Origin of the sequence: uncultured Limimaricola sp. (genome assembly GCF_964022235.1) — a bacterium.
Classification (GTDB): Bacteria; Pseudomonadota; Alphaproteobacteria; order Rhodobacterales; family Rhodobacteraceae; genus Limimaricola.
Genome location: NZ_CAXHZL010000002.1, coordinates 426,449 through 447,891 on the forward strand (window position 1 = coordinate 426,449; position 21,443 = coordinate 447,891).

Here is a 21,443-nt window from a genome sequence, read left to right on the forward strand (position 1 = left end):
CTGTGACTTTGAGGTCAGACCCCGGTGCCGCGCATCACCACTTGCAGAGTCCGGCCAATCACCTGCAGGTCGGTCAGCGGCGACAGCGCGTGATAATAGCTGCGGTCATAGGCGGCGCGTTGCACGAAGCTCGCCTCGTTGCGGACCGAGGTCTGCCAAAATCCGGTGATCCCAGGCCGCATCGCGTAGTACTCGGTGCCGGGATACTGGTCTTGTTGCGAGGGCATGAATGGCCGCGGCCCCACAAGTGTCATATCTCCAAGCAGCACGTTGAAAAACTGAGGCAATTCATCGAGCGAGCTGCGGCGCAAGAAGCGGCCGATACGGGTGATCCGCGGGTCTCGGCGAAGCTTCTGATGATGGTCCCACTCAATGCGATCGGCCGGGTTCGCAGCCAGGTGGCGCTCAAGCACGGCATCGGCGTTGAGTACCATGGTCCGGATCTTGAACATGGTGAAGCTGCGGCCCCCCAAGCCCACCCGCCGCTGCGAATAGAAAGGGCGGCCACCTTCGAAGGCGACCACCAGGGCGATCATCAGCACGACGAGTGCCACCGGAAGAATTACTATCGAGGTGAACAGGAGATCGACGCCGCGCTTGGCCCGACGGCGATAAAACCCGTCCCAGTGGATCGCCGACATGCTTCGGCCCATAGGCGCACTAGCCACGGCGCCTCGCGCCAGCATCACGGGACGAAGTGCTTCATCCGGGCGGTCGCTAACTCTGCTGTCGATTGCCATAGTCCTCATCATCGAATTTCCGTCCCTGCCGCACCTCGCGGTCACCGTGGCGATCGATCCGGGCCGATCCCGAGCACTTCGCCTGAGGACAAATTTAAACACCGCACCATCCCGGTCAAAGCGTGACCGGCCATACGCGGTTCCCCAGTATTCCAGAAAATGCCGCATTACTGCCCAATTCCGGCTTCAGCCGACACGGTGGTCAGTCACGATCATGTGCAGCAATTTCGCAAAATTGTGCACCTTACGGCAACGGTGCCTTCGGTAGCGCCGTACTGGCGACGCTTGAGAAACCGCACATATCCCTAAGACATGGTTTGGCATCCCAATGCGCCACGCGGCGATGCCGATACGGACAATTTGAAGGCGGGGATGCGGCCGAGCGGCGGCATCACGACGGCCACGCCCGGTTCAGGTCGTTGAGGCCCTTCAATTCGGCAACAATATCAAAGCGCCCTTGGGAATTGTTGAGAAGGCGGGTAGCCATGGTGGGCATTCGTGATTCGCCGGGACGAATAGACGGCCATGTTTCATGCGGTGACACCGGCAGTGCCGAAGGACATTCGCGTAGGCGCAGATCCCTGCATGGGACTGCTTCACCAACCCCCCCTCGCGGTGCCGAAGACGGATCGATGCGCCGGGTCCAGGGCTTCCGACAAGGCGGGCATCAGCAACTGCCGCCACGCAAAAGGGGCACTCCGCCTTGGCGGGACGCCCCTTGGATCGGGCCCTGACCGGGATCAGGCGCGGAACAGGTGCGTCTGCTCGGGCGCGAAGGTGAGTGAGACCTCGCGGCCTCTTTCGAACACCGCATCCTGCGACAGCGTCGCGATCAACGGTGAGCCGTCGGTCAACTCGAGATCGACCACCGTCTCGGAGCCGAGCCGCTCGGTCAGCTTCACCTTGCCATGCAGCCTGCCCTCAGATGGATCGAGCGAGGGATGCAGATACTGTGGCCGGAGGCCCAGCGTCAGCTTTTCGCCCGCACGCACACCGTCGAGCCGGCACGGCAGGCGGATCGGGTCGAGAGCCGGGTTCGCCACCACGGCGCTGCCCTCCCCTACTTCGGTCACCTCGACGTCGATCAGGTTCATCGACGGCGCGCCAAGGAACTTGGCGACGAAGAGGTTCGCGGGATGATGATAGAGATCCATCGGCGCACCGATCTGCTGCACCTCGCCGTCCTTCAGCACCACGATCTTGTCGGCCAGCGTCATCGCCTCGACCTGATCATGGGTGACGTAGATCATCGTGGTCTTCAGCTCCTTGTGGAGCCGCCCGATCTCCATCCGCATGTCCATGCGCAGGGCCGCATCAAGGTTCGACAGCGGCTCGTCGAACAGGAACACCTCCGGCTTGCGGGTGATGGCCCGCCCGATGGCGACGCGCTGGCGCTGGCCGCCCGAAAGCTGGGACGGACGCCGATCAAGCAGATGCTCCATCTGCAGGATACGCGCGGCCTCGGCCACCGCGGCCTCCTTCTCGGCCTTGGAGGCCTTCGCGACGGTCAGACCGAAGCCGATGTTCTCGCGCACCGTCATGTGCGGGAAGATCGCGTAGGACTGGAACACCATGGCGATGCCCCGCTCCTTGGGCTGGACCTCGTTCACGACGCGGCCGCCGATTTCGAGCGCTCCGCCCGATATCGTCTCCAGCCCCGCGATCATGCGCAGAAGCGTGGATTTGCCGCAGCCCGAGGGGCCGACGAAGACGACGAACTCGCCATCCTCGATGTCGATGTCCACGCCCTTGATCACCTCCGTCGCGCCGTAGCGCTTGCGGATATCCTTCAGCCTGACCGTCGCCATGTCCTATTTCCCCCTGTCGCTGGGCTCGATGTAGAGCAGTCCGTCGTCGTCGAGCTTGAGCGGCACCGGGTTCATCACATAGCCGCCGAACCTGTCCTTGCCGCCATCGGCAAAGCCCATGATGACGAGGCCCTGGTTCGTCTCGAGCACTCGTGCCGCGTAGCGGTAGCAAGGCGTGTCACCGTCGAGAAAGCCCGGCGCCACGGTCCATGGACCCCGCACGTTGTCTGCCGTGAGGTAGTGGTTGCCGGTCACCGGTGCCGTGCCCGCCTTGGCCTTGCGCGTCTCTGACCAATGGATGTCGGCGGTGCAGAACAGGCAGTAATACCTAGAGCCCACCTTGAAGATCTGCGGTACTTCGAGCTGACCATAGTCACCCACGAATACTGGCCGCTGCAGGGTCCACTCATAAAGGTCGGGCGAGGTGGCAAAGCCGATCGCACCGCCCGCATTGGCCTCGGCGATGCCGGGCGCGCGAGCGGTAAAGTACATGAGGTAGCCGTCACCCTCGGGGTCCTTCATCACGAAGGGATCGCGCATCGCGCGGTCGGGCCAGAAGCCGTGCTGCATCTCGGCCTCATAGGCCTCGGCGTTCGGCCCCTTGAGGTCGAGACAAAGCCCCGAGCCGACCCGCTCCCATGAATGCATGTCGGTCGAAGTGGCATGACCGATGCGCTGGTAGAGTCCCTTCTCGGCCGAACCGCCCCCTGTGTAGAACAGGTGCCAGATCCCATCCGGCCCCTCGATCACCGAGCCGGTCCAGGTGGTGGTGTCGTCCCAGGCAGGCTTAGGCGCGGGCTTGAGGCAGGTGCCCTTGTGCTCCCAGTTGATCAGATCGTCCGAGACGGCGTGGCCCTGGGACACGTTGAAGTGGCGCAGGTCGGGATCGCCGAGCGACTTGTCGGCCTGCAGGAAGTAGCCGTGCCAGCGCTGGCCGTCATGGGCGTACCAGCTGTCCCAGATCCATTTGTCGTCGAGTGCGAGGGTCATGTCGTGTCCTTGGAAATAGAGGATCTCAGCCCTTCACGCCGGTCGAGGCGATCGAGGAAATGAAGGCGCGTTGCAGCGCGATGTAGAAGAGCAGCACCGGCAGGGTGATCATCGTCAGATAGGCCATGATCTCGCCCCAGGCGCGGTTGAGCTGGAAGAAGTACTGCAGGCCGACCATGACGGGGCGGTAGGTTTCCTCCTGCACCACCATCAGCGGCCAGAGGTACTGGTTGTACATCACGAGGAACTTCAGGATCGCCGCGGTTGCGAGCACCGGCCCCGCCAGCGGCATGACGATGCGGCGATAGATCATCCACCAGCTTGCGCCCTCGACGCGGCTCGCCTCGATCAATTCGCGCGGCAGGTCGCGGAAATACTGCACGAAGAGAAAGATGGTCAGCCCGTCGGCGGTCCAGGGCAGGATCTGCACCTGATAGGAATTGAGCCAGCCTGTGGTGAAGCCGTCGAGCCCGATCCAAGGCAATTGGTTGACGATGAGCAAAAGCGGAATCGCGATGGTCTCGAACGGCACGATCAGCGTGGCGAGGATGATCGACAGCACCAACCCCTGCCCGCGCCACTCCATGAACACGAAGGAGAACGCCGCGAGCGAGCAGACCAGAAGCGACAGCAGCACCGTCACCCCCGTCACCAGCACCGAGTTGAACACGAAGAGGCCGACAGGCGCGCGCTTGAACGCGGCGGCGTAGTTGTCGAGGCTGATGTCGCCCACCGGCAGGAAGGCCCGCAGGCTGCCGGTATCGGCCAGTAGCTGCTGGTCGGGCTTGAGCGAGCTGACCACCATGAAGACCAGCGGGAAGACGAAGATCAGCGCGATCAGGCTCAGCACGACATAGCGGATGGCGAGGCGCAGCCCGCGGTTGGAGGGATCGATCAAGGCCATCAGCTCTTCTCCCGCGTCAGGTATCGCTGGATCAGCGAGATGGTCAGGACCATGAGGAACAGGACGACCGAGATAGTGGATCCACCGGAGATGTCTTGCTTGCCATAGCCACGCTCGACGGCCTGAAAGACGATGGTCTGGGTGCTGTCGAGCGGCCCGCCGCCGGTCATCACATCGATCTGCGCGAACAGCGCGAAGGCCTGCATGGTGATCACGATCAGGATCAGCACGGCGGTGTTCCGCAGGCCCGGCCATGTCACGTATCGAAAGGTCTGCCAGCGCGACGCACCTTCGATCTCGGCGGCCTCGTAGAGCGTCGGGCTGATCGTTTGCAGACCGGCGAGCCAGATCACCATGTGAAAGCCCACCGCCTGCCAGATCGACATCGCCATGATCGCCGGAAGGGCCGTGTCGGGATTGCCGAGCCAGTCGACCGGCTCGAAGGCCCCAAAGGTCAGGCCCGAGAGCATGTTGTTCAGAAGCCCGTCGTTGCCGTCGTAGATGAAGCGCCACAACAGCGAGACCACGACGATCGAAACCACCACGGGCATGAAGTAGATCATGCGAAAGAGGTTGATGCCCCTGAGCCGCTGATTGATCAAAAGCGCGAGGCCGAGCGCCAGCGCCGCTTGCAACGGGGCTACGACGATCACGAATTTGAGCGTGTTGACCACGGCGGTCATGAACACCACGTCGCGCGCCAGCAGCACCAGCCGAACGTCGCCCCACTGCATGCTCTTCCATTCGCGCATCCCGTCGAGATGCGGATAGTCGGGGTTGTTCCGGGTGAAGTTGCGCAGCCGCGGATATTCGATCCCGCCGTCCTCGTCGCGCAGCACGGCGCCTGCGTCGTCGCGCTCGGGCTCGAGCGTGAGCACGCCCATGCCCATCAGCTGGCTGTAGTTGTCGAAGCCCACCCATTCGGTCGGATTGGGCGAAATGAGCCTTTGGTTGGTGAATGAAAGGCCGATGGCGAAGAAGAACGGCAAGACGATGAAGGTCGCGATCAGGCCGAAGCCGGGGATCGCCATCGCCCAGCCGGCGCGGTTCGACTGCGTCAGCTTGGATCGGGACATGTCAGGGGCCTCCTGGTGAAGGTCCGGCCCTCTCTCGTGAGGAAGGGGGCCGGAGAGGAGGATCAGTGGCCGTAGCCGGAGTTGCGCTCGATGTCGGCATCGATCTCGTCGACGGCCGCGTCGAGCGTGTCGATCACATCGGCCCCGTTGGCGATGTCGGCCAGCGCCTTCTCGAACACCTTGGCGGCGACGACATAGCCTGGCGTCACCGGGCGCAGCGTGCCCTGTGCTTCGGACAGCTCGTAGAACCCGGCCATCGGGCCGCCATCCTTGTAGTTTTCGGTCATCTCGGCCGAGGCGGTGGTCGGCGGGATCAGACCGATGCCGTTGGAGAAGTCGGCAAGGTACTCGTCATTGAGCGCGAACTCGATGAACTGCGACGCGCCTTCGGGATGCCCGGAAGTCGCCGAGACGCCGAACTGCCAGCTCGCGGCGCCGATCTTGGGGCCGTTGCCGAAATCGGGCGCGGGCAGGAACAGCGTGTCATCGCCGTGCTCTTCGAGAATGTTCATCGCGGCCCAGTTGCCGTTCCAGCTGATCGCGTATTTGCCTTCGGCAAAGCCGTTCTCGCGGTCGGCGGGGTCTTGGCTGGTGCCGGGGGCGAGGTCGCGCTCGAACAGCGACTGCCACCATTCGCCGAACTCGATGGCCGCGTCGCCGTTCAGAACGCCATCTGCAGTGGCATAGGTCTCGCGGTCGACGATGTCGCCGCCAAAGCTCTGCAGGAAGGGCGAGAAGGCATAGGGGTACCACTCGCCCGTCCAGGCCATGCCGAGATCGAGCGGATAATCGAAATCGCCGCTCTCCTTCAGCGTCACCAGCGCCGCGTCGAACTCCTCGCCGGTCCAGGGCTTTTCGAGCGTCGGGATGCGGATGCCGTGCTCTTCGAGAATGCTGCGGCGCGACACCATCGCCACGGCGGCGTCCCACAGGCCGATGGAATAGAGCTTGCCGTCCCACTCGCCCTTGGTGCCGGGCAGGTACTCGGCGATCTTCGCCTCGTCGATCTGCAGCGGCTGCAGATAGCCCGACCAGGCCCAGTTGGGCATCACGGGGCCGTCGACATCCATGATGTCTGGCAGGTTTCCGGCGAGGGCGGCGGCGATGACGCTGTCGTTGTAGCTGCCTTGCGGGAAGCTCTGCAGCACCACGTTCCAGTCGTCCTGGCTCTCGTTGAAGTCCAAGACGATGCGGTTGATGATCTCGCTTTCGACCTCGTTGCCGGCCCCGTGATACCACATGGACAGCTCGGTCTGTGCAGATGCGCCGGTGGCGATGGCCGAGGCGATGATCGTGCCCGCAAGAAGCTTGGTGTAGGTCATTCTGGGTCTCCTCCCCTTTAGAATGTCAGTGTTCCGTCACCGAGGCGCGCCAGCGCACCGGCCCGGAAATCAGCTCGGGGGCCTCTTCCCCCGTCTCGCCGCGGATCAGCGCCAAGAGACGGCGCGCCGCCGCCTCACCGATGCCGCGATAGTTCAGGTCCACCGTGGTGAGCGGCGGATAAAGCGTCTCGGAAATGATGCGGTAATCGTCGTAGCCCGCGATCGAGATCTGCTCGGGCACTTTCACACCGCGCGTGCGCAGGATGCCGTAGACCCGCATCGCCAGCTCGTCGTTGCCACAGCAGATGACGCTCGGCGGCTCTGGCAGCGCCAACAACCGATCGAGCCCGTCGGTCAGAAGCTCCACCTTGCCGCTACCGATGTCCGCGAAACCGAGAGTGACCAGCGCCGGGTCAAAGTCGATTCCGGCAGCGTCGAGCGCTTCGCGGTAGCCCTGACCGCGCAGGCCGGTGGCGATCAACCCGTCGGGCAGTGTCAGATAGGCGATGCGGCGATGCCCCGCCGCGACCAACCGCTCGACCAGCGCGCGCTGGCCCGCCTTGTCGTCGGGCAGGATCGCGGGGTGACCGGCGCGGTCGAAACAGTTGGCGAGCACGAGCGGCACGCCCCCCGTTTCGGGCAGATCGACCTGCTGGTGCGAGTCCGCCACGTAAATCAGCCCTTCGACCTGATGCTGCGCGAAAGTCGCGACCAGATCGGGCACGCGGTCGGCGCGGCCGCCGGTGTCGGCGATCATCAGGGTCATCCCGGCTTCGGCCACGACCCTCTGGATCGCCTGCACGATGAACAGGTCCGGCAGGCCCTGAGGCTGCCCGTCGCTACCGCGCGAGATCGCGCCGGTGATCAACCCGACGAGCCCCGAGCGGTTGGAGCGCATCATCCGCGCCGCGTTGGAGGGTCGGTAGCCGAGCGCCGCGATGGCGGCCTCGACGGCGGCGCGGGTCTTGGCCCCCACCGGCGCGTCCTTGTTGATGACCCGGCTGACGGTCTTGGGCGACACACCGGCGCTGCGTGCGACGTCGTAGATCGTGGCCATACCGTCCCCTCCCCTTGCCGAACGCGCCTCTCGGGGCACGTCCGCCTCCTCGTCTCCACTCAAGGCATCAGCTATGACACCGATGTCATGACACCGATGTCATAGAAAGCTTTCGGCATTTGAGTCAAGCTGGATTTGCTTGGTACCATTTGAGGCACCGCCTTGAAACGCGGGATGCCTGTGCCGTCGCGCAATGGCGACTACAACAGATTTCCCTCCTGCATGCCGGACTTGGGGACGAGAATTCTCAACAGTCGCAAGCCGTTTGCACAGCTTGTCTGATTGGCGAACCGGGCCATCTGACGATGGCACCCTGCTTGGTTTGTCAAAGAGGCTTCGATGAAAGCGCGCAAGAAGGCCGACCTACCAACCAAGATCTGCGCCTGCTGCGCCCGGCCCTTTGCGTGGCGCAAGAAATGGGAGCGTGACTGGCCATCCGTGCGTTATTGCTCCGAGCGATGCCGCCGACAGGCGCGCTGAACAGGCGTTGGGGGTCTGTGACCTCCTATCTGGTCGTCACTTGCCCCACGGCTGAGGCCCCCTCGAAAATGCCGCAGCAGGAGACAAGTTTCGCCCCGATCGACGGGCAAGCTCAAAGAGCGGACCACCGACCCACAAGGCTGCATCGAGATCGACCAGAACGACCAAACCTTCATCAAGGCCCACGCCCGATGCGCTGAGGTCGAACCGAACGACGAAAACCGAACGCGCAGCTTCGATCCCGACGGCAATCTCATGTCGCGACCTGTCGAACCGGACACGGTAGGAAGAGGCTCGAAAGGGGCGGCTCAGCCCGAGAACGCGGACCGCGGCGATGACGGTCCCGATGGGACCGGGGTCGAGCACGACGCCAAGAACTGTCAACGCCCGGCTTGGGGCCACGCAAAGGATATACGAGATGGCTATCTACGATCTCATTCGCTGCCGCATGACACTGCCGCCCGAAGTGGCCGGGGTTTCCGAATGGCGCACCGAGGATCTGGGGATTGGCTATCAGACCATCGAGATCGACGCCGAGGGCCGCTTGCGACGGTTTCATCTCGAACGACGCTTGCACAGCGGGCACCCTGCGCGTCCGGCGCTGCTCGATCCCGGCTACCACGACTGGCTCCGGGATTGGACCACGCTTGAGACATGCTCCTACGGCGCCTTGACCTATAGCGGCCCTCTGCGCCTTGCCGGCCGGGATGCTTCAGATGCCGAATGGGTAATCGAAGCGCAGGTCGCCGCAGGTCGGTGCCGAGAGTTCAAGCTGCGGACCCGCCCCTCTTCACACGGCATGCCGGATCATATGTGCCTATCCGCTTCAGCCACGATCACTCCGAAGAAAGACAGCGGTCTCCATCATCGCCGGTTCATCGGAGATATTTCCGCGGGGCCATACGCGGCGTAGAGCTCCCAGTCTTCAACACCCCGACGGGGTTTCAACCTGAGATTGCGCCGGGAAACAGGCGCGACCGAAACGCGGTGATCCGCAGATCTCGGTCGCGCCCGGCTCGATCGCTATCGGGGCTCAGTCGCTCAGAGTCAGGCGCGCCAGTTGCCAGATGCTGCGCGCCTCGACCTCTTCGCTGCGATAGGCCGGGTCGCTGTCATAGGGATAGATGATCCAGTAAGGGCCCATCTCGTCATCGGCGAGCGGCGCTCCGTCCATCTGATAGGCGACGATCGGGCCATCGGCGACGGCATCGGACGCCGGAATCTCGACCTCGTATCCATCGCGGGCGGCTGCATGGATGACCTTGCCCTCAATGCTCTGCTCTGCGAGCAGATCGGCAAGCGTCACACCGGTAAAGCGATGCACGCCATCGGTCCAGACGGTGCTCGTCTCGAACTCGGTGACCGGCATGGCCTTCAGCGCTTCGAGATCGAATTGCGTGTCCGTCTCACCCGCTTGCCCCGCCAAGGTGAGGATGCCCATGTCGACGGGTGCATCTTGTGCGATCAAAGGACTTGCGAGGGTCAGGGAGAGACAGACAGCAGTCAGAAAGCGGGAACGGAGCATGGGAGAACCCTTGAATTGGCCATAATTCCGGCATTGAACACGCAAAGCGTGTTATGGGCAAACACCATCTGCGTCATCGCACTGAACGCGAAGAGGGTAAGGAGTTCCTCGATCTTTGGACAGAATCTGACGAGTTAAACTCTGGGTAAATTGCTAGCCTCCTAGAAGCGCCAGCAAAGGCAAAGGCATCAATGCAGTGGCCAGCCCTGTCCAACTGCTGCCGTCAGATGGCGCCTGCACCTCTTGCGCCTCCTCCTGTGAATCATGTTCTTCGATATCGTCGATGGAAGATGCTCCCCCCGCATCGAACGCTTCATCGGCTTCCCACGCGTCCACGGCTGTTTCAGGTGGATAGATATCGTAAATCGCGGCCAAAGCCTCGGTCGGGACGATATCGCGGATGATGACCTGCATGATTTCGCGAGGCTTCAGCTCACACGCGATCATCATGTCACGCAAGACCTCGGCCTCCAGATCGTCATTCACGGTATCCCGCGCCGAGCGATCCATGTCCGCGGATCCCGCATCTTATTCGAGCACGGAAATCTCGATCGCCCCGGCATCTTCGAGCAGAACCGAGAGATCGATCTCTGTAGTGACCGGCGTGTCCGCCTTCGACAAGACATAGAGCAAGATCTCGCCCTCGCCCCAAAAGGCATGAACGTCGATCGCGCCCGCACTCAGCTCCGTTTCATCGGGATCGTTCCGGGCCAGATCAATGATGCTCTTGCCCGGAAGGTGATGCGACAGCATCGAGCCCATTCTTACGATGATGCGCGTCGCCAAGTTCGCGCGTGAAGCAAAGGGCGCGATGGTGCGACCGACCCTCAGAGGACATCAGTGCGTTGCGCAGCGGAAGTCCGGAATACGCGCTCATAGTGCTCTGAATACTTTTGGGGCCGGGCCTTGTAGCCCGGCCGTTGCAGTCGCCATCTTCTCTTGGGGCCGATCAACAGCCCTCGAGGGATATTTCATTGGACTACATTTACGTTGTTGCCGGGCTACTGGGGCTTTTCTTCGGCGGTGAGGCGCTTGTGCGAGGCAGTGTCGGGATCGCTCGGCGCATGGCGATACCGCCTCTGCTCATCGGCCTGACAGTGGTGGGCTTCGGGACATCCACCCCCGAACTTCTGGTCTCTGTCGAAGCTGCGTGGCGCGGCGTGCCGGACATTGCCATCGGCAACATCGTCGGCTCGAACATCGCGAACATCCTCCTGATCGTGGGCCTTACCTCTCTCGTTTGGCCAATCCGCGTATCGGGTGCGTCGCTTCGGCGGGACACGGCCGTCATGGTCGTGGCAGCGGTTGCGTTGGTGCCGATCTTCGCGATGGGCGAAATCGGACGGCTGCCGGGCTTTCTGTTGGTTGCCGCGCTCGCGGGCTATCTGACTTGGGCCTATGGCCAGTCCGGCGATGCCGGGGCCGAAGACGCCGACATGCCAGCGCCTGCCTCGTCGCTCGTGTCCGGCCTCTGGATTGTTGCCGGATTGATCGCCCTGATGTTTGGTGCCCGGTTTCTGGTGGACGGCGCTGCCTCCATCGCGCGGGGCTTTGGCGTCTCGGAAGCCTTCATCGGCCTGACAATTGTGGCAGTAGGCACATCCCTGCCTGAACTTGCGACCTCCGTGATCGCCGCTTTTCGCCGGCAGTCGGAGATCGCCATCGGCAACATCGTCGGCTCCAACATCTTCAACGTTCTGGGCATCCTTGGCGTCACGGCATTGATCGCGCCAGTGCCTGTCGCCGACAGGTTCCTGACCTTCGACCTGCCTGTCATGATCATAGCCTCGCTGATCCTGACGGGTCTGCTTCTGACGCGCCCGATCATCGGACGGGGAACCGGATTTGCCGTGCTGGCCGCCTATGCTGCGTATGTGTGGGCCGCCCAGGGATGACAGGTGAGGGCATACAGAGGTTGCGCCTATTGGCGCCCAGGTGCTGTTGGTCGGTGACAACTGATGGGTAAAATTCCGACCTCCCGCATCGACAAACTCCTGTCCTCGATGGGCTATGGTTCGCGTAGCGAAATTGCGCGAATGGCCAAGCGTGGCGGTATCACTCTGGACGCGGCCAACCTCCGGGACGTCACCAAGCGCGTCCCTATCACTCCAGATTTGTCGGCCCGCGTTGAGATCGACGGCGAGGCGCTCGATCCCGTCGCTGGCATCGTCATCCTTATGAACAAGCCTTTGGGCATGACCTGTTCGCACAAGGAGGACGGTTCATTGGTTTATGACATCCTGCCCGAGCGTTGGAACCGACGTGCTCCGGCGATTTCGACCATAGGCCGTTTGGACAAGCAGACCTCGGGTCTTCTGTTGCTGACCGATGATGGCGGTCTGCTGCACCGTATCATCAGCCCCAAGCGCCACGTCACGAAGATCTATCGCGCCAAGCTGGCCCGCCCGCTCGATGGCACCGAAGGGGACCTGTTTGCCTCGGGTCAAGTGATGTTGGAGGGCGAGGATAGACCGCTGGCTCCTGCGGAACTGCAAGTGGTCTCGGAAACTGAAGCACTGCTCAGTGTTACCGAAGGCCGATACCACCAAGTGCGCCGCATGTTTGCTGCTACCGGCAATCGGGTCGAGAAACTGCATCGTGAGCGTATAGGCGGTCTGTCATTGCCTGATGACATGGCTCCCGGTGAGTGGAAGCTGTTGTGCGAAGAAGAGGTCGCCTTGATCTTTAGGTAGCCGCTGTGACTGGAGTAGGATGTGGGTCGGATGGACATCCGCCTTGACGCTGAGGACTCCTGAAGCGGCGCACCAGTCAAAGGTAGATTTCTGTCCTTCCCTCTAGCGGTCTCGCTGGTGCGGCACTGACCAAGCGCCCGCGGCCAAGGTTCGGAAGATCCGCGGTCCGGACATTGGCACTTAGCGCTGCGAAAGGCCGCTTTCCGTCCGTTCTGACAGGAACCTGACAAGGGCGGCGCAGCTATCGAACCTTCGCTTCACCCATTACGTACCTGCGTGCCTTGCCGCTTCCGTGACCGACTTCCTCACCGCTGTTCTCATTTGGCCGAATGCGAACCAGTTCGCCCTGCAATCGCCCTGACCAACTGCCCGACAGAGGGTCGCCTTCGCCGATTTGATCAGGCTCTTCCTCATGGACCCGTGCCTCCACACCTCAAGGTCCGAGCATTCAAGCTGATCCCGCCAAGCTTGAGATAGCTCCTCATGGGCCTGAGATTTGCATTCGAGTTGAAGGACTGGCGGATGCGGGAGGCACCATCGACGACCGCAAGCACGGCCGGTGCCGTGATCGGTCCCACGCTGAGCACCGCCACGATCAAACGGATCGACGTGTGGCGCGTGGCAATTGCCCGAAACCGACCGTCAAGCACGGCAATACGTGCCGAAATGACGAGCAGCGCCTACCGCGCACGAAGCTGACTTGTGTCTTTCCGCACCCGTTTGCATAGAGGCGCCAGTTCTCGAATGGAGTTGGACATGTCGATCCGGCAGAGCATCGCTGAGACACTCGATCATCAGAAGACGCGGAATTTCATTACCGGCGTCGTGCTGTTCAACGCTGTGGTCCTTGGGCTCGAGACATCCGATGCCGCGATGGCCATGGCTGGGCCGCTCATCGTCTTTCTCGACGTCCTCTGCCTGTCGATTTTCGTGGTCGAAATCGCGCTAAAGATTTTCGCGCGGGGCGTCTCGTTCTTCCGGTCAGGCTGGAACATCTTCGACTTCACTATCGTCGCCATCGCACTCGTGCCGGTTACTCAAGGGCTTTCGGTGCTTCGGGCCCTGCGGATCCTGCGGCTTCTCAGGATCATCTCGGTCGCCCCGACGCTGCGCCGGGTCGTCGATGGCTTCGTGTCGGCCCTGCCGGGGATGGCTTCGGTCTTCTTGCTGATGGCGCTGATCTTCTACATCGCAGCGGTCATGGCGACCAAGCTGTTCGGAGAGGCGTTCCCCGAGTGGTTCGAGACCATCCCCCATTCCGCCTACTCGCTGTTCCAGATCATGACGCTCGAAAGCTGGTCCATGGGCATCGTCCGCCCGATCATGGAGACCTATCCCTACGCTTGGATGTTTTTTGTGCCCTTCATTCTGGTGACCACCTTCGCCGTCGTGAACCTCGTGGTCGGCCTCATCGTGAACAGCATGCAAGATGCACACGCGCAGGAATCTAATGCTGCTACGGAGGATTACCGGGACGAGGTTCTCAAGCGCCTGGATGCCATCGAGCAGCGCCTTTCGGAGAGCAGATCGCAACACAAATGACATCATGTCTATTGCAGCTGACCCAGGCCTGTTCGCAATGTCTATCATGGCGAAACCGCAACCGTGTTATATCGTCGCGAATTTCGGCATCTTAATTATTGCTGCGGCAAAAAGGAGCGGGTTCTCGCGCCGGGCCTCGGCTTGACGGGTTTCGTTTACGCTGGATGCGAACTTATACATCGAAGCCATTGAGGAAGCGTTGGCCCGCCAAAGATCTGCAATAGCGATCAGGGCGGCCAGCTCACTTCGAACGATGTCACCAAGGTTCTGGCAGCCTGGAAGAGCAAGATCAGCATGGACGGCAAGGGAGCTTGGCGGGACAACGTTTTGTCAAACGCCTGTGGCGGACCGTCAAATACGAGAAAGTCTACCTGCGAGCCTATGCTTCTGTCGGGGCCTACCTGCGCTCATACAACAGCCGGCGAGCCCATTCATCTCTTGATGGGCAGACCTCTGACCAAGCCTACTTGAGCCAGTCAACGCACAACACGACAGCAGCATAAACGATGCGGAAATCCACTTAGTGAATGCTCAGAAGCTGCTCCGACAAACCGAACCACCCTTTCGCAATCGAAGTTGCAGAGGTTTGGATTTGTTTGCGGGAGACTGAGATCACCAAGATCTGCGCGTTTCAGCACGAGCTTCAGGTCTCACGTGGTTGCTACTGCATTTCGGGCGGACAAAGGGCGCATGTGGGTCGGCTATGGGGCGTTCCATGGAGATGCGGCACCACGATTACGGTCGTCGCACAGGAGCGGCATGGCAAAAAAGCGATTACAGATCGAGGTGCCGGGGATCCGAGCCCGGCCACACCGGCGCTCGCGCTTGGAAGCCGGGCCGCCATCGGCCGTGTCAGGCGCGAAAACGTCGTCGCAACCGCTCACCGGGGAGTGAACACCCACGCAGTTGACGCGGCAGAAAAAACCTAAACACTTTCGTCAGCGGTGAAGGGCGCAGGCCTCTTCCTCCGGAGTCCCGACACGCGCCACGTTGAAGCGACAGGAGGCGTTTGAGATGTGCCAAGTCTTCGCGGGCCAGAACCCAGCCCGATACGCCAGCAGCACGCGCAGGCTTCGCCTCAACGGCCAGAGTACGAGCATCCGCCTCGAGAATTCGTTCTGGGACATCGTCGACCAGATCGCGGCCGCCGAAGGCGTCAGCACGCCGTCCTTCATCTCCAAGCTGCATTCGGAAGTTCTCGAACTGCGGGGCGAGCCCGAGAACTTTACCTCGTTGCTGCGCTGTGCCTGTCTCGTCGCGCTCGAGCGCGGCGATGTCGGCGGCAGGTACCTGATGGCGGCAGAATGAGGCGGATGCCATCGCAATTTCGGACGTAGTAAAGGACTACTACCCAGCGCCGGCCGGGCTGCCCCTATTCTGAAACCAGAGAGATGATACGGGACAAAGGGACGATGGCCAGACTGATTCACAGCATGATCCGCGTGCGCGACGAAGCGCGTTCGGTTGACTTCTACAATCGGGCCTTCGGCCTCGACGTGGCCGATCGGCTCGACTTCACCGACTTCACGCTGGTCTATCTGAGCAATGCCGACAGCGGCTTCGAGCTCGAGTTGACGGTGAACAAGGGGCGCGATGCGCCCTATACGCTTGGCGACGGCTACGGCCACCTCGCGGTCTCGGTCGAGGACCTTGCAGCTGAGCATGCCCGCTTCGAGGCGTCAGGCTTCGCCCCCCGGAAAATCGTCGAGTTCGCGCCGGACGGGGAGCTGGTCGGCCGATTCTACTTCGTGGCCGACCCAGACGGCTACCAGATCGAGGTTTTGGAAAGATCCGGCCGCTTCGGCTGACGCAACCCGGCGCGACGGCGCCCATGACCGACTTTGGGAGGAGACGGTAATGACACAGACAAAGACCCCAAGGGGCCTGACCCGCAGGCAGCTGCTGAGCCGGGCGACCGCAATCGGCGCGGGCTTCGTGGCCGGGACCGGCTTTCTGGCCGCGAGCGATGCGGCATGGGCCACCGAGATGAACGCGCTCAAGCCCGACACCTTCGCTACTCTGGTACAGCTCGCGCGCGACATCTACCCGCACGACCGGGTTCCGGACGAGAACTACGTCATTGCGGTCAAGGGCTACGACACGCCTGACGAGGTCGACGCGACCGAGGCCGGCATCCGGATGCTCGACGAGGCGGCGCGCGCCCGCGGCTACGGCCGCTACCTCGACATCGGTTGGGAGCGCGACCGGGTCGATCTGCTCAGGCAGATCGAGGACAGCGATTTCTTCCAGAAGATCCGCGGCGGCCTCGTGACCGGACTTTACAACCAGAAGGCTGTCTGGCCGATCTTCGGCTACGAGGGGGAGTCCTTCTCCATGGGTGGTTACATCGACCGCGGCTTCGACGACATCGCCTGGCTCTGAGCCGGACAGGGAGGACAAGATCATGAGTGCACCATTCGATCTCTCTGACGACAACGTCGTCGTCATCATCGGCACCGGCGCGGGCGGCGGCGTGCTCGCCAACGAGCTGGCGCAGCGCGGCGTCAGCGTCGTGGCGCTCGAAGCCGGCGGGCGCTACCTGCCCGAGGACTACATCAACGACGAGTGGGACAGCTTCGGCCAGCTGGCTTGGCTCGATCCGCGCACCACCAGCGGCGACTGGCGCGTGGCCAAGGATTTCTCCGGCCTGCCGGCCTGGATCGTCAAGGCGGTCGGCGGCACCACCACCCATTGGGCGGGCGCCTCGCTGCGGTTTCAGCCGCACGAGTGGAAGGCCGCGACGACCTATGGCAACGTGCAGGGCGCGAACCTGCTCGACTGGCCGATCGACGCCGAGGAAATGGCGCCGTGGTACGACCTCGCCGAAAAGAAGTTGAACGTCACGCGGACCAACGGCAATCCCGGTCTGCCGGGGAACAACAACTACAAGGTGTTCGAAGCCGGCGCCAAGGCGCTGGGCTACGAGAAGGTCCACACCGGCCGCATGGCGATCAACTCTACCGACAACTCCGATCGTCTGCCCTGCCAGCAGACCGGCTTCTGTTTTCAGGGCTGCAAGTGGGGCGCCAAGTGGTCCACGGCCTATACGGACATTCCCGACGGAGAGGCGACCGGCAATCTGGAGGTTCGCGAAAAGGCGCATGCGCTGCGGATCGAGCACGGCCCCGATGGCCGGGTGAACGGCGTCGTCTATGCCGATGCCGACGGCCGCGAGCACAAGCAGATGGCCCGCATCGTGGCGGTCGCCGGAAACTCGTTCGAGAGCCCGCGCCTGCTGCTGAATTCAGCAAGCTCGATGTATCCCGACGGGCTTGCCAACTCGTCGGGTCAGGTCGGACGCAACTACATGCGCCACCTCACCGGGTCGGTCTATGGCATCTTCGACAAGCCGGTGAAAATGTGGCGTGGCACCACCATGGCCGGGATCATGCAAGACGAGGCGCGGCATGACCCCAGCCGTGGTTTCGTGGCCGGTTACGAGCTTGAGACACTGTCGCTTGGCCTGCCATTCATGGCAGCGTTCTTGGACCCGGGCGGCTGGGGCCGCGAGTTCACCTCTGCCCTCGATCAGTACGAGAACATGGCCGGGATGTGGATCGTCGGAGAGGACATGCCTCAGGAGACCAACCGGGTAACGCTCAATCACGACGTGAAGGACCAGTTCGGCTTGGCCGTGGCGAACGTGCATTACTCCGACCACGCCAACGACCGGGCCATGCGGGCGCATGCCTACAAACAGGGCCAAGCCATGTATGAGGCGCTTGGAGCCACCCGCACCCTGCCGACACCGCCCTACCCGTCGACGCACAACCTCGGCACCAACCGGATGTCCGAGAACGCTCGCGACGGCGTGGTCAATCGCTGGGGCCAGAGCCATGACATCGACAACCTGTTCATCTCGGACGGCTCGCAGTTCACCACCGGGGCAGCCGAGAACCCAACGCTAACCATTGTCGCACTGGCGATCCGGCAAGCCGATCACATCGCAAGCGAAATGGCAGCACAAAACCTCTGATCTGAAATGCTTGTAAAGACGTCAGGAGCGGCAGCAACGCGCCACTCCTGACCAATCTATCGGATGGACAGCGGGTGCCTCATCATCAAAGCTCCCCGTCGCCGCGTGGGCGATACTTGAAGAATCCTGCGGGATGTTGACATCCGTAGGGGCAATTTCAGGACCCGAGTTCCGCTTCTCTCTCCCCTGAACGCAAAACCGCCCCGCGGCTGTTCACCGGGGGCGGTTTTGGGATCTGGTTTCGGGAGCCTACTTCCACCGAAATCTCTCCCTCATGATACAAGAATGGGATGCTCCCACTTACCCAAGCCCTCGACATGTAGCTAACACTTTGTCTGTTCTGGATGACAACACTAACATTGGAGCTACTTCGCTTCAAAAACACGGACGGAAAGCCACCATTTGCAGATATAGCGGCTGGCTGACACGTGGCCATGGAAGCAGACGCTCAGGGACCGACGTGGCCGCATCAAGCCTTTCGTCAATTGGAGTGCAACAGCCATTGCCCTGCTGAGAAGATCAACAAGGCGTTGTTAACCCAAACACTTAGGAAATATTCAAAGCGACAGGGGGCGGCGACTTCACCGGGCCAAATCCGAATCAATCGGAGAGTGCAGTCAGATGGCACGCCCAAATGCCCTTACGACGCCTCCCCTACGCTACTGTTCTGCGTGCGTCGACCGCATTCTTAATAGTTTCGTCGAATTTCCGCGCGACCTTTACGAAGCCCCTATCAGTAGCATGAATCTCGTCAACCCAGTCACTGCGCTTGGTGAGAGTTTTCCGACAATCCACAACCCAGACATGCGTCTGCCTCGATGTGCCGGCCAACCCGTTCAGCATATCGTAGAGTGCGTCAATCAATAGCATAAGAACCGGTCGCCTGTGCTCTTGCTTGATTTGATGGTGGTCGAAGGCGGGCGTGATCCAGCGCGAGCCGTCCCGAGCCCATAACGGTGTTCTGGGGTCGCCTTCCCCCTCGAAGGGAAATGGATAGTCGTACCCGTGAACAATGATCGGTAGCGTCTTCAGTTCGTTATACTGCCGGATTGACTTGATGACGTCCAGATAAAATCTTCTAAGCGCTTGGAGGCGTTTCGTGAGCTCTCCCTGGTCAACAAACTCATGTGGCTGAGGATTGCGCGTTCTTGGCTTCTTAAGTATCTTCTTTAGAGCCTGCTCACCGTCCGACGGGTCAATCCCGATAATATCGTTCCCGGCCCCCGAGAAAAGGAACGCCTCGGTGCGATCGCGGTACTTCCAGATCTGGGACAGGTACTCCCGCCCTCTGTACCGGACTTCTCCCTCTACCATATTCTGCGCCGTGTCCCCAGCCGCAGCTGCGCAGGCGACGTTGTAGGACTTTTCAAGATGATCGACGACCTCTTTGACAAAGAACGGGAACTGGAACCAACTGTCCCCTTCTGAGACGATCAGCGGGCGATCGGGCTTTTCCTTGAGCGCGGTAAGGAATCGACGATAGCGCCGCCAGCGATCAATATCATTTCCGATGCGGATCGCACTTTCGAGTTCCTCCTCGATTGGCGTCATTGTCACGAGGCTTGGGTTTGGCTTCAGGATGATCTCGAAACCCCTTCGCCCTATCACGGGGACCGAATAGGCCATGATCTCTTCATTGGTCGAACCGGGATTCATCAAAAGCGAATTCCATTGCTCCTTCGTGATGACTTGCAGGTCCGGCGCGTCTCTACTTGGCTTGCTTGCAGAGCCAGAACTTTTTCTTTCGTCAGCCTTCGCTTTCAAAATTTCCGATACAGACGACTCTGTCGCCTTCTTGCTTTGCTTTGCCACTCGCTTACTTTCTTCATGCATCCGACATCAGGCCTGATCAGTCGACTATAGCAAAGATCTTTCGGGATGTCGCTCAAATTGGTATGCTATCGCCAAGCGTATGCGAGGAGAGCGGGAATGGCGGAGGTAGGAATCGACAGAGCGGACCTACTCAAACGCCACCGAGAGAGCGTTCGAAAACTCCAATCCCAAGCTGAAGAAGAATTCGAATCTGTTGCGGATAGTGCCAAGGAGACCCTTATGGCCAATGTCACGGGTCACCGTTACAGGGACCACGACAGCCGCGGTGAGAAGTACTCTCACCGCATGATTGCGCAGGCTAAGCGCGACCGGGAGGATGTAGAGGCGGTCAATCGAAGAGCCGCTGAAACCTTCGAGGGCACCATCGACCTGGAGGACTTTCTCCATCTCGATTACTTCGCCAAAGGTCTTGCCGCAGCCCGTTGCGTTGGGCGGATTGACGGCCTTTCAGGATTGTTTCTTGGAACCGGATTCATCTGCGCCCCAGGATTCGTGATGACAAACAATCACGTCATTCCGTCTCCGAAATACGCTGAATATGGAATAGATATCGGCTTCGAGACTTACGACCAAAGGGTTGAGGTCGACAAATGCCGACTCGATCCGGAAAGGTTTTTTTTCACCTCGAAGCAGTCTGACCTCGACTGCACCATCATCGCGATGGAAGAGGAGCTGGGGGCGAAGCTGTCGGAGGCGCTGGGCTGGCATGGCATCAAAGCAGAGCAGGGTAAGATCGCCCTCGGCAAACCGACATCGGTCATTCAGTACCCCAAGGGCCAAGGGAAGCGATTGGTTGTGCATAATTCTATGCTCATCGAGATCGCAGAGCTCGACGAGGCTTCGGACGATTGGCGCAGGAATACACGCCTTTGGTACACATCGGATACCGCATCGGGCTCTTCCGGCTCTCCCGTATTCAATCGGAACTTCGAAGTCATCGCATTGCACCACGCGGGTATTCCGATGCGCGAGAACGGAAAGTACGTTGATCGCCACGGCAATCCGATGGAGGATGACGATTTCGATGCCGATCCTGACCGTGCCGCTTTTCGCGCCAATCAAGGCATTCGAGCTTCATGTATCGCAAAGGCGCTTGAGAATGAGTTCAAGGGCGCCCCCACCCAAATGAAGATCAAGGACAAGATTCTCGACGCTTGGAGCAACCGAAACGGACAAGCTGCCGTCCTTCGTGAAATGCGGCAGCGCGTCCTTCTGACTCCCAGTCTCGCCTCAACGGGGCTTGAAATGCCGGAAGGTTCCCGCCGCGGATTGCGCAGTCGCAGCGCCGATGGTGTGCTCTTCGAGGAAATCGCCCGTCGCCTACAGGACGGCACGATGCGCATTCAGTTCAGGGACGGCGGCTGAGCGCACCCGTCCCCAACTGCGGCAGTTACAGTCCGATGAGGTCCTCGCTGCTATATCCACGATCGCGCGCGCAGACCTCATAGCCGAGGCGTTGTTGCGGAACTCCCCGCCTAACGGTTCACATAGCGGATC

The 21,443-nt window shown here is 61.3% G+C and carries 21 protein-coding genes and 1 pseudogene; 11 read left to right on the top strand and 11 right to left on the bottom strand.

What is annotated here, in order from left to right; all coding sequences use genetic code 11:
- Positions 1-14 precede the first annotated feature (14 nt).
- From AADJ02_RS04555 to AADJ02_RS04585, 7 genes are all read right to left on the bottom strand, one after another.
- Positions 15-641, bottom strand: a complete 627-nt coding sequence (locus AADJ02_RS04555) for a sugar transferase (protein WP_341211795.1) — start codon at positions 639-641, stop codon at positions 15-17.
- An 839-nt stretch (positions 642-1,480) separates the two neighbouring features.
- Entirely contained in the window at positions 1,481-2,548 is a 1,068-nt protein-coding gene (gene ugpC / locus AADJ02_RS04560; protein ID WP_341211796.1) for a sn-glycerol-3-phosphate ABC transporter ATP-binding protein UgpC, read from the bottom strand.
- 3 nt (positions 2,549-2,551) lie between these two features.
- Positions 2,552-3,538, bottom strand: a complete 987-nt coding sequence (locus tag AADJ02_RS04565) for a levansucrase (protein ID WP_341211797.1) — start codon at positions 3,536-3,538, stop codon at positions 2,552-2,554.
- 25 nt (positions 3,539-3,563) lie between these two features.
- Positions 3,564-4,442 (bottom strand): carbohydrate ABC transporter permease, encoded by an 879-nt coding sequence (locus AADJ02_RS04570; RefSeq protein ID WP_341211798.1) that lies wholly within the window; start codon positions 4,440-4,442, stop codon positions 3,564-3,566.
- Positions 4,442-5,518, bottom strand: a complete 1,077-nt coding sequence (locus AADJ02_RS04575) for a sugar ABC transporter permease (RefSeq protein ID WP_341211799.1) — start codon at positions 5,516-5,518, stop codon at positions 4,442-4,444. Before AADJ02_RS04575 ends, AADJ02_RS04570 begins: the two co-directional genes overlap by 1 nt.
- 62 nt (positions 5,519-5,580) lie before the next feature.
- On the bottom strand, positions 5,581-6,840 hold the full coding sequence (locus tag AADJ02_RS04580; RefSeq protein ID WP_341211800.1) for an extracellular solute-binding protein: 1,260 nt from the start codon (positions 6,838-6,840) through the stop codon (positions 5,581-5,583).
- Between the two features lie 25 nt (positions 6,841-6,865).
- Positions 6,866-7,897: a LacI family DNA-binding transcriptional regulator gene (locus AADJ02_RS04585; protein WP_341211801.1), complete on the bottom strand. Its 1,032-nt coding sequence runs from the start codon at positions 7,895-7,897 to the stop codon at positions 6,866-6,868.
- 339 nt (positions 7,898-8,236) lie between these two features.
- Here AADJ02_RS04585 and AADJ02_RS04590 point away from each other — a divergent pair, with 339 nt between their 5' ends.
- Together AADJ02_RS04590 and AADJ02_RS04595 are read left to right on the top strand one after the other, a co-directional pair.
- Positions 8,237-8,377 carry a DUF2256 domain-containing protein gene (locus AADJ02_RS04590; protein ID WP_341211802.1) on the top strand — a complete coding sequence of 47 codons (141 nt, stop codon included), beginning with the start codon at positions 8,237-8,239 and terminating at the stop codon, positions 8,375-8,377.
- A gap of 418 nt (positions 8,378-8,795) precedes the next feature.
- Positions 8,796-9,290 carry a hypothetical protein gene (locus AADJ02_RS04595; protein WP_341211803.1) on the top strand — a complete coding sequence of 165 codons (495 nt, stop codon included), beginning with the start codon at positions 8,796-8,798 and terminating at the stop codon, positions 9,288-9,290.
- Positions 9,291-9,410: 120 nt separating this feature from the next.
- Here the strand turns inward: AADJ02_RS04595 and AADJ02_RS04600 are convergent, their stop codons facing one another.
- The 3 genes from AADJ02_RS04600 to AADJ02_RS04610 all read right to left on the bottom strand — a co-directional run bounded on the left by AADJ02_RS04600 (position 9,411) and on the right by AADJ02_RS04610 (position 10,688).
- Complete coding sequence (locus AADJ02_RS04600) at positions 9,411-9,902, bottom strand: molybdopterin-dependent oxidoreductase (RefSeq protein ID WP_341211804.1); 492 nt, start codon at positions 9,900-9,902, stop codon at positions 9,411-9,413.
- Between the two features lie 153 nt (positions 9,903-10,055).
- Positions 10,056-10,412 (bottom strand): hypothetical protein, encoded by a 357-nt coding sequence (locus tag AADJ02_RS04605; RefSeq protein WP_341211805.1) that lies wholly within the window; start codon positions 10,410-10,412, stop codon positions 10,056-10,058.
- An 18-nt stretch (positions 10,413-10,430) separates the two neighbouring features.
- Positions 10,431-10,688, bottom strand: a complete 258-nt coding sequence (locus AADJ02_RS04610) for a hypothetical protein (protein WP_341211806.1) — start codon at positions 10,686-10,688, stop codon at positions 10,431-10,433.
- A gap of 107 nt (positions 10,689-10,795) precedes the next feature.
- Here AADJ02_RS04610 and AADJ02_RS04615 point away from each other — a divergent pair, with 107 nt between their 5' ends.
- The 8 genes and pseudogenes from AADJ02_RS04615 (at position 10,796) to AADJ02_RS04650 (ending at position 18,113) form a co-directional block, all read left to right on the top strand.
- The gene (locus AADJ02_RS04615) at positions 10,796-11,797 is read left to right on the top strand and encodes a calcium/sodium antiporter (RefSeq protein WP_341211807.1); all 1,002 of its coding nucleotides are present in this window, start codon (positions 10,796-10,798) and stop codon (positions 11,795-11,797) included.
- Positions 11,798-11,860: 63 nt separating this feature from the next.
- Positions 11,861-12,595, top strand: coding sequence for a pseudouridine synthase (locus AADJ02_RS04620; protein WP_341211808.1), 735 nt, complete (start codon positions 11,861-11,863; stop codon positions 12,593-12,595).
- 756 nt (positions 12,596-13,351) lie between these two features.
- Positions 13,352-14,137 (top strand): ion transporter, encoded by a 786-nt coding sequence (locus AADJ02_RS04625; RefSeq protein WP_341211809.1) that lies wholly within the window; start codon positions 13,352-13,354, stop codon positions 14,135-14,137.
- A 121-nt stretch (positions 14,138-14,258) separates the two neighbouring features.
- Positions 14,259-14,640 (top strand): annotated as a pseudogene (locus AADJ02_RS04630) (integrase core domain-containing protein); the annotation flags it as partial.
- A gap of 511 nt (positions 14,641-15,151) precedes the next feature.
- A complete protein-coding gene (locus AADJ02_RS04635) occupies positions 15,152-15,445 on the top strand; it encodes a ribbon-helix-helix domain-containing protein (protein WP_341211810.1) in 294 nt (97 codons plus the stop codon).
- Positions 15,446-15,549: 104 nt separating this feature from the next.
- The gene (locus AADJ02_RS04640) at positions 15,550-15,945 is read left to right on the top strand and encodes a VOC family protein (protein WP_341211811.1); all 396 of its coding nucleotides are present in this window, start codon (positions 15,550-15,552) and stop codon (positions 15,943-15,945) included.
- Between the two features lie 49 nt (positions 15,946-15,994).
- Positions 15,995-16,519 carry a Twin-arginine translocation pathway signal gene (locus AADJ02_RS04645; protein WP_341211812.1) on the top strand — a complete coding sequence of 175 codons (525 nt, stop codon included), beginning with the start codon at positions 15,995-15,997 and terminating at the stop codon, positions 16,517-16,519.
- A 22-nt stretch (positions 16,520-16,541) separates the two neighbouring features.
- Complete coding sequence (locus tag AADJ02_RS04650) at positions 16,542-18,113, top strand: GMC family oxidoreductase (protein ID WP_341211813.1); 1,572 nt, start codon at positions 16,542-16,544, stop codon at positions 18,111-18,113.
- A 654-nt stretch (positions 18,114-18,767) separates the two neighbouring features.
- Here AADJ02_RS04650 and AADJ02_RS04655 read toward each other — a convergent pair.
- The gene (locus AADJ02_RS04655) at positions 18,768-19,925 is read right to left on the bottom strand and encodes a hypothetical protein (RefSeq protein ID WP_341211814.1); all 1,158 of its coding nucleotides are present in this window, start codon (positions 19,923-19,925) and stop codon (positions 18,768-18,770) included.
- Positions 19,926-20,165: 240 nt separating this feature from the next.
- Here AADJ02_RS04655 and AADJ02_RS04660 point away from each other — a divergent pair, with 240 nt between their 5' ends.
- Complete coding sequence (locus tag AADJ02_RS04660) at positions 20,166-21,311, top strand: serine protease (RefSeq protein WP_341211815.1); 1,146 nt, start codon at positions 20,166-20,168, stop codon at positions 21,309-21,311.
- Positions 21,312-21,443: the final 132 nt, after the last annotated feature.

What these genes read in the sequence shown, in the direction of transcription:
- AADJ02_RS04555 (WP_341211795.1), bottom strand. Translation starts at nt 641, where the DNA reads ATGTCGGCGATCCACTGGGACGGGTTTTATCGCCGTCGGGCCAAGCGC.
- ugpC (WP_341211796.1), bottom strand. Translation starts at nt 2,548, where the DNA reads ATGGCGACGGTCAGGCTGAAGGATATCCGCAAGCGCTACGGCGCGACG.
- AADJ02_RS04565 (WP_341211797.1), bottom strand. Translation starts at nt 3,538, where the DNA reads ATGACCCTCGCACTCGACGACAAATGGATCTGGGACAGCTGGTACGCC.
- AADJ02_RS04570 (WP_341211798.1), bottom strand. Translation starts at nt 4,442, where the DNA reads ATGGCCTTGATCGATCCCTCCAACCGCGGGCTGCGCCTCGCCATCCGC.
- AADJ02_RS04575 (WP_341211799.1), bottom strand. Translation starts at nt 5,518, where the DNA reads ATGTCCCGATCCAAGCTGACGCAGTCGAACCGCGCCGGCTGGGCGATG.
- AADJ02_RS04580 (WP_341211800.1), bottom strand. Translation starts at nt 6,840, where the DNA reads ATGACCTACACCAAGCTTCTTGCGGGCACGATCATCGCCTCGGCCATC.
- AADJ02_RS04585 (WP_341211801.1), bottom strand. Translation starts at nt 7,897, where the DNA reads ATGGCCACGATCTACGACGTCGCACGCAGCGCCGGTGTGTCGCCCAAG.
- AADJ02_RS04590 (WP_341211802.1), top strand. Translation starts at nt 8,237, where the DNA reads ATGAAAGCGCGCAAGAAGGCCGACCTACCAACCAAGATCTGCGCCTGC.
- AADJ02_RS04595 (WP_341211803.1), top strand. Translation starts at nt 8,796, where the DNA reads ATGGCTATCTACGATCTCATTCGCTGCCGCATGACACTGCCGCCCGAA.
- AADJ02_RS04600 (WP_341211804.1), bottom strand. Translation starts at nt 9,902, where the DNA reads ATGCTCCGTTCCCGCTTTCTGACTGCTGTCTGTCTCTCCCTGACCCTC.
- AADJ02_RS04605 (WP_341211805.1), bottom strand. Translation starts at nt 10,412, where the DNA reads ATGGATCGCTCGGCGCGGGATACCGTGAATGACGATCTGGAGGCCGAG.
- AADJ02_RS04620 (WP_341211808.1), top strand. Translation starts at nt 11,861, where the DNA reads ATGGGTAAAATTCCGACCTCCCGCATCGACAAACTCCTGTCCTCGATG.
- AADJ02_RS04625 (WP_341211809.1), top strand. Translation starts at nt 13,352, where the DNA reads ATGTCGATCCGGCAGAGCATCGCTGAGACACTCGATCATCAGAAGACG.
- AADJ02_RS04635 (WP_341211810.1), top strand. Translation starts at nt 15,152, where the DNA reads ATGTGCCAAGTCTTCGCGGGCCAGAACCCAGCCCGATACGCCAGCAGC.
- AADJ02_RS04640 (WP_341211811.1), top strand. Translation starts at nt 15,550, where the DNA reads ATGGCCAGACTGATTCACAGCATGATCCGCGTGCGCGACGAAGCGCGT.
- AADJ02_RS04645 (WP_341211812.1), top strand. Translation starts at nt 15,995, where the DNA reads ATGACACAGACAAAGACCCCAAGGGGCCTGACCCGCAGGCAGCTGCTG.
- AADJ02_RS04650 (WP_341211813.1), top strand. Translation starts at nt 16,542, where the DNA reads ATGAGTGCACCATTCGATCTCTCTGACGACAACGTCGTCGTCATCATC.
- AADJ02_RS04660 (WP_341211815.1), top strand. Translation starts at nt 20,166, where the DNA reads ATGGCCAATGTCACGGGTCACCGTTACAGGGACCACGACAGCCGCGGT.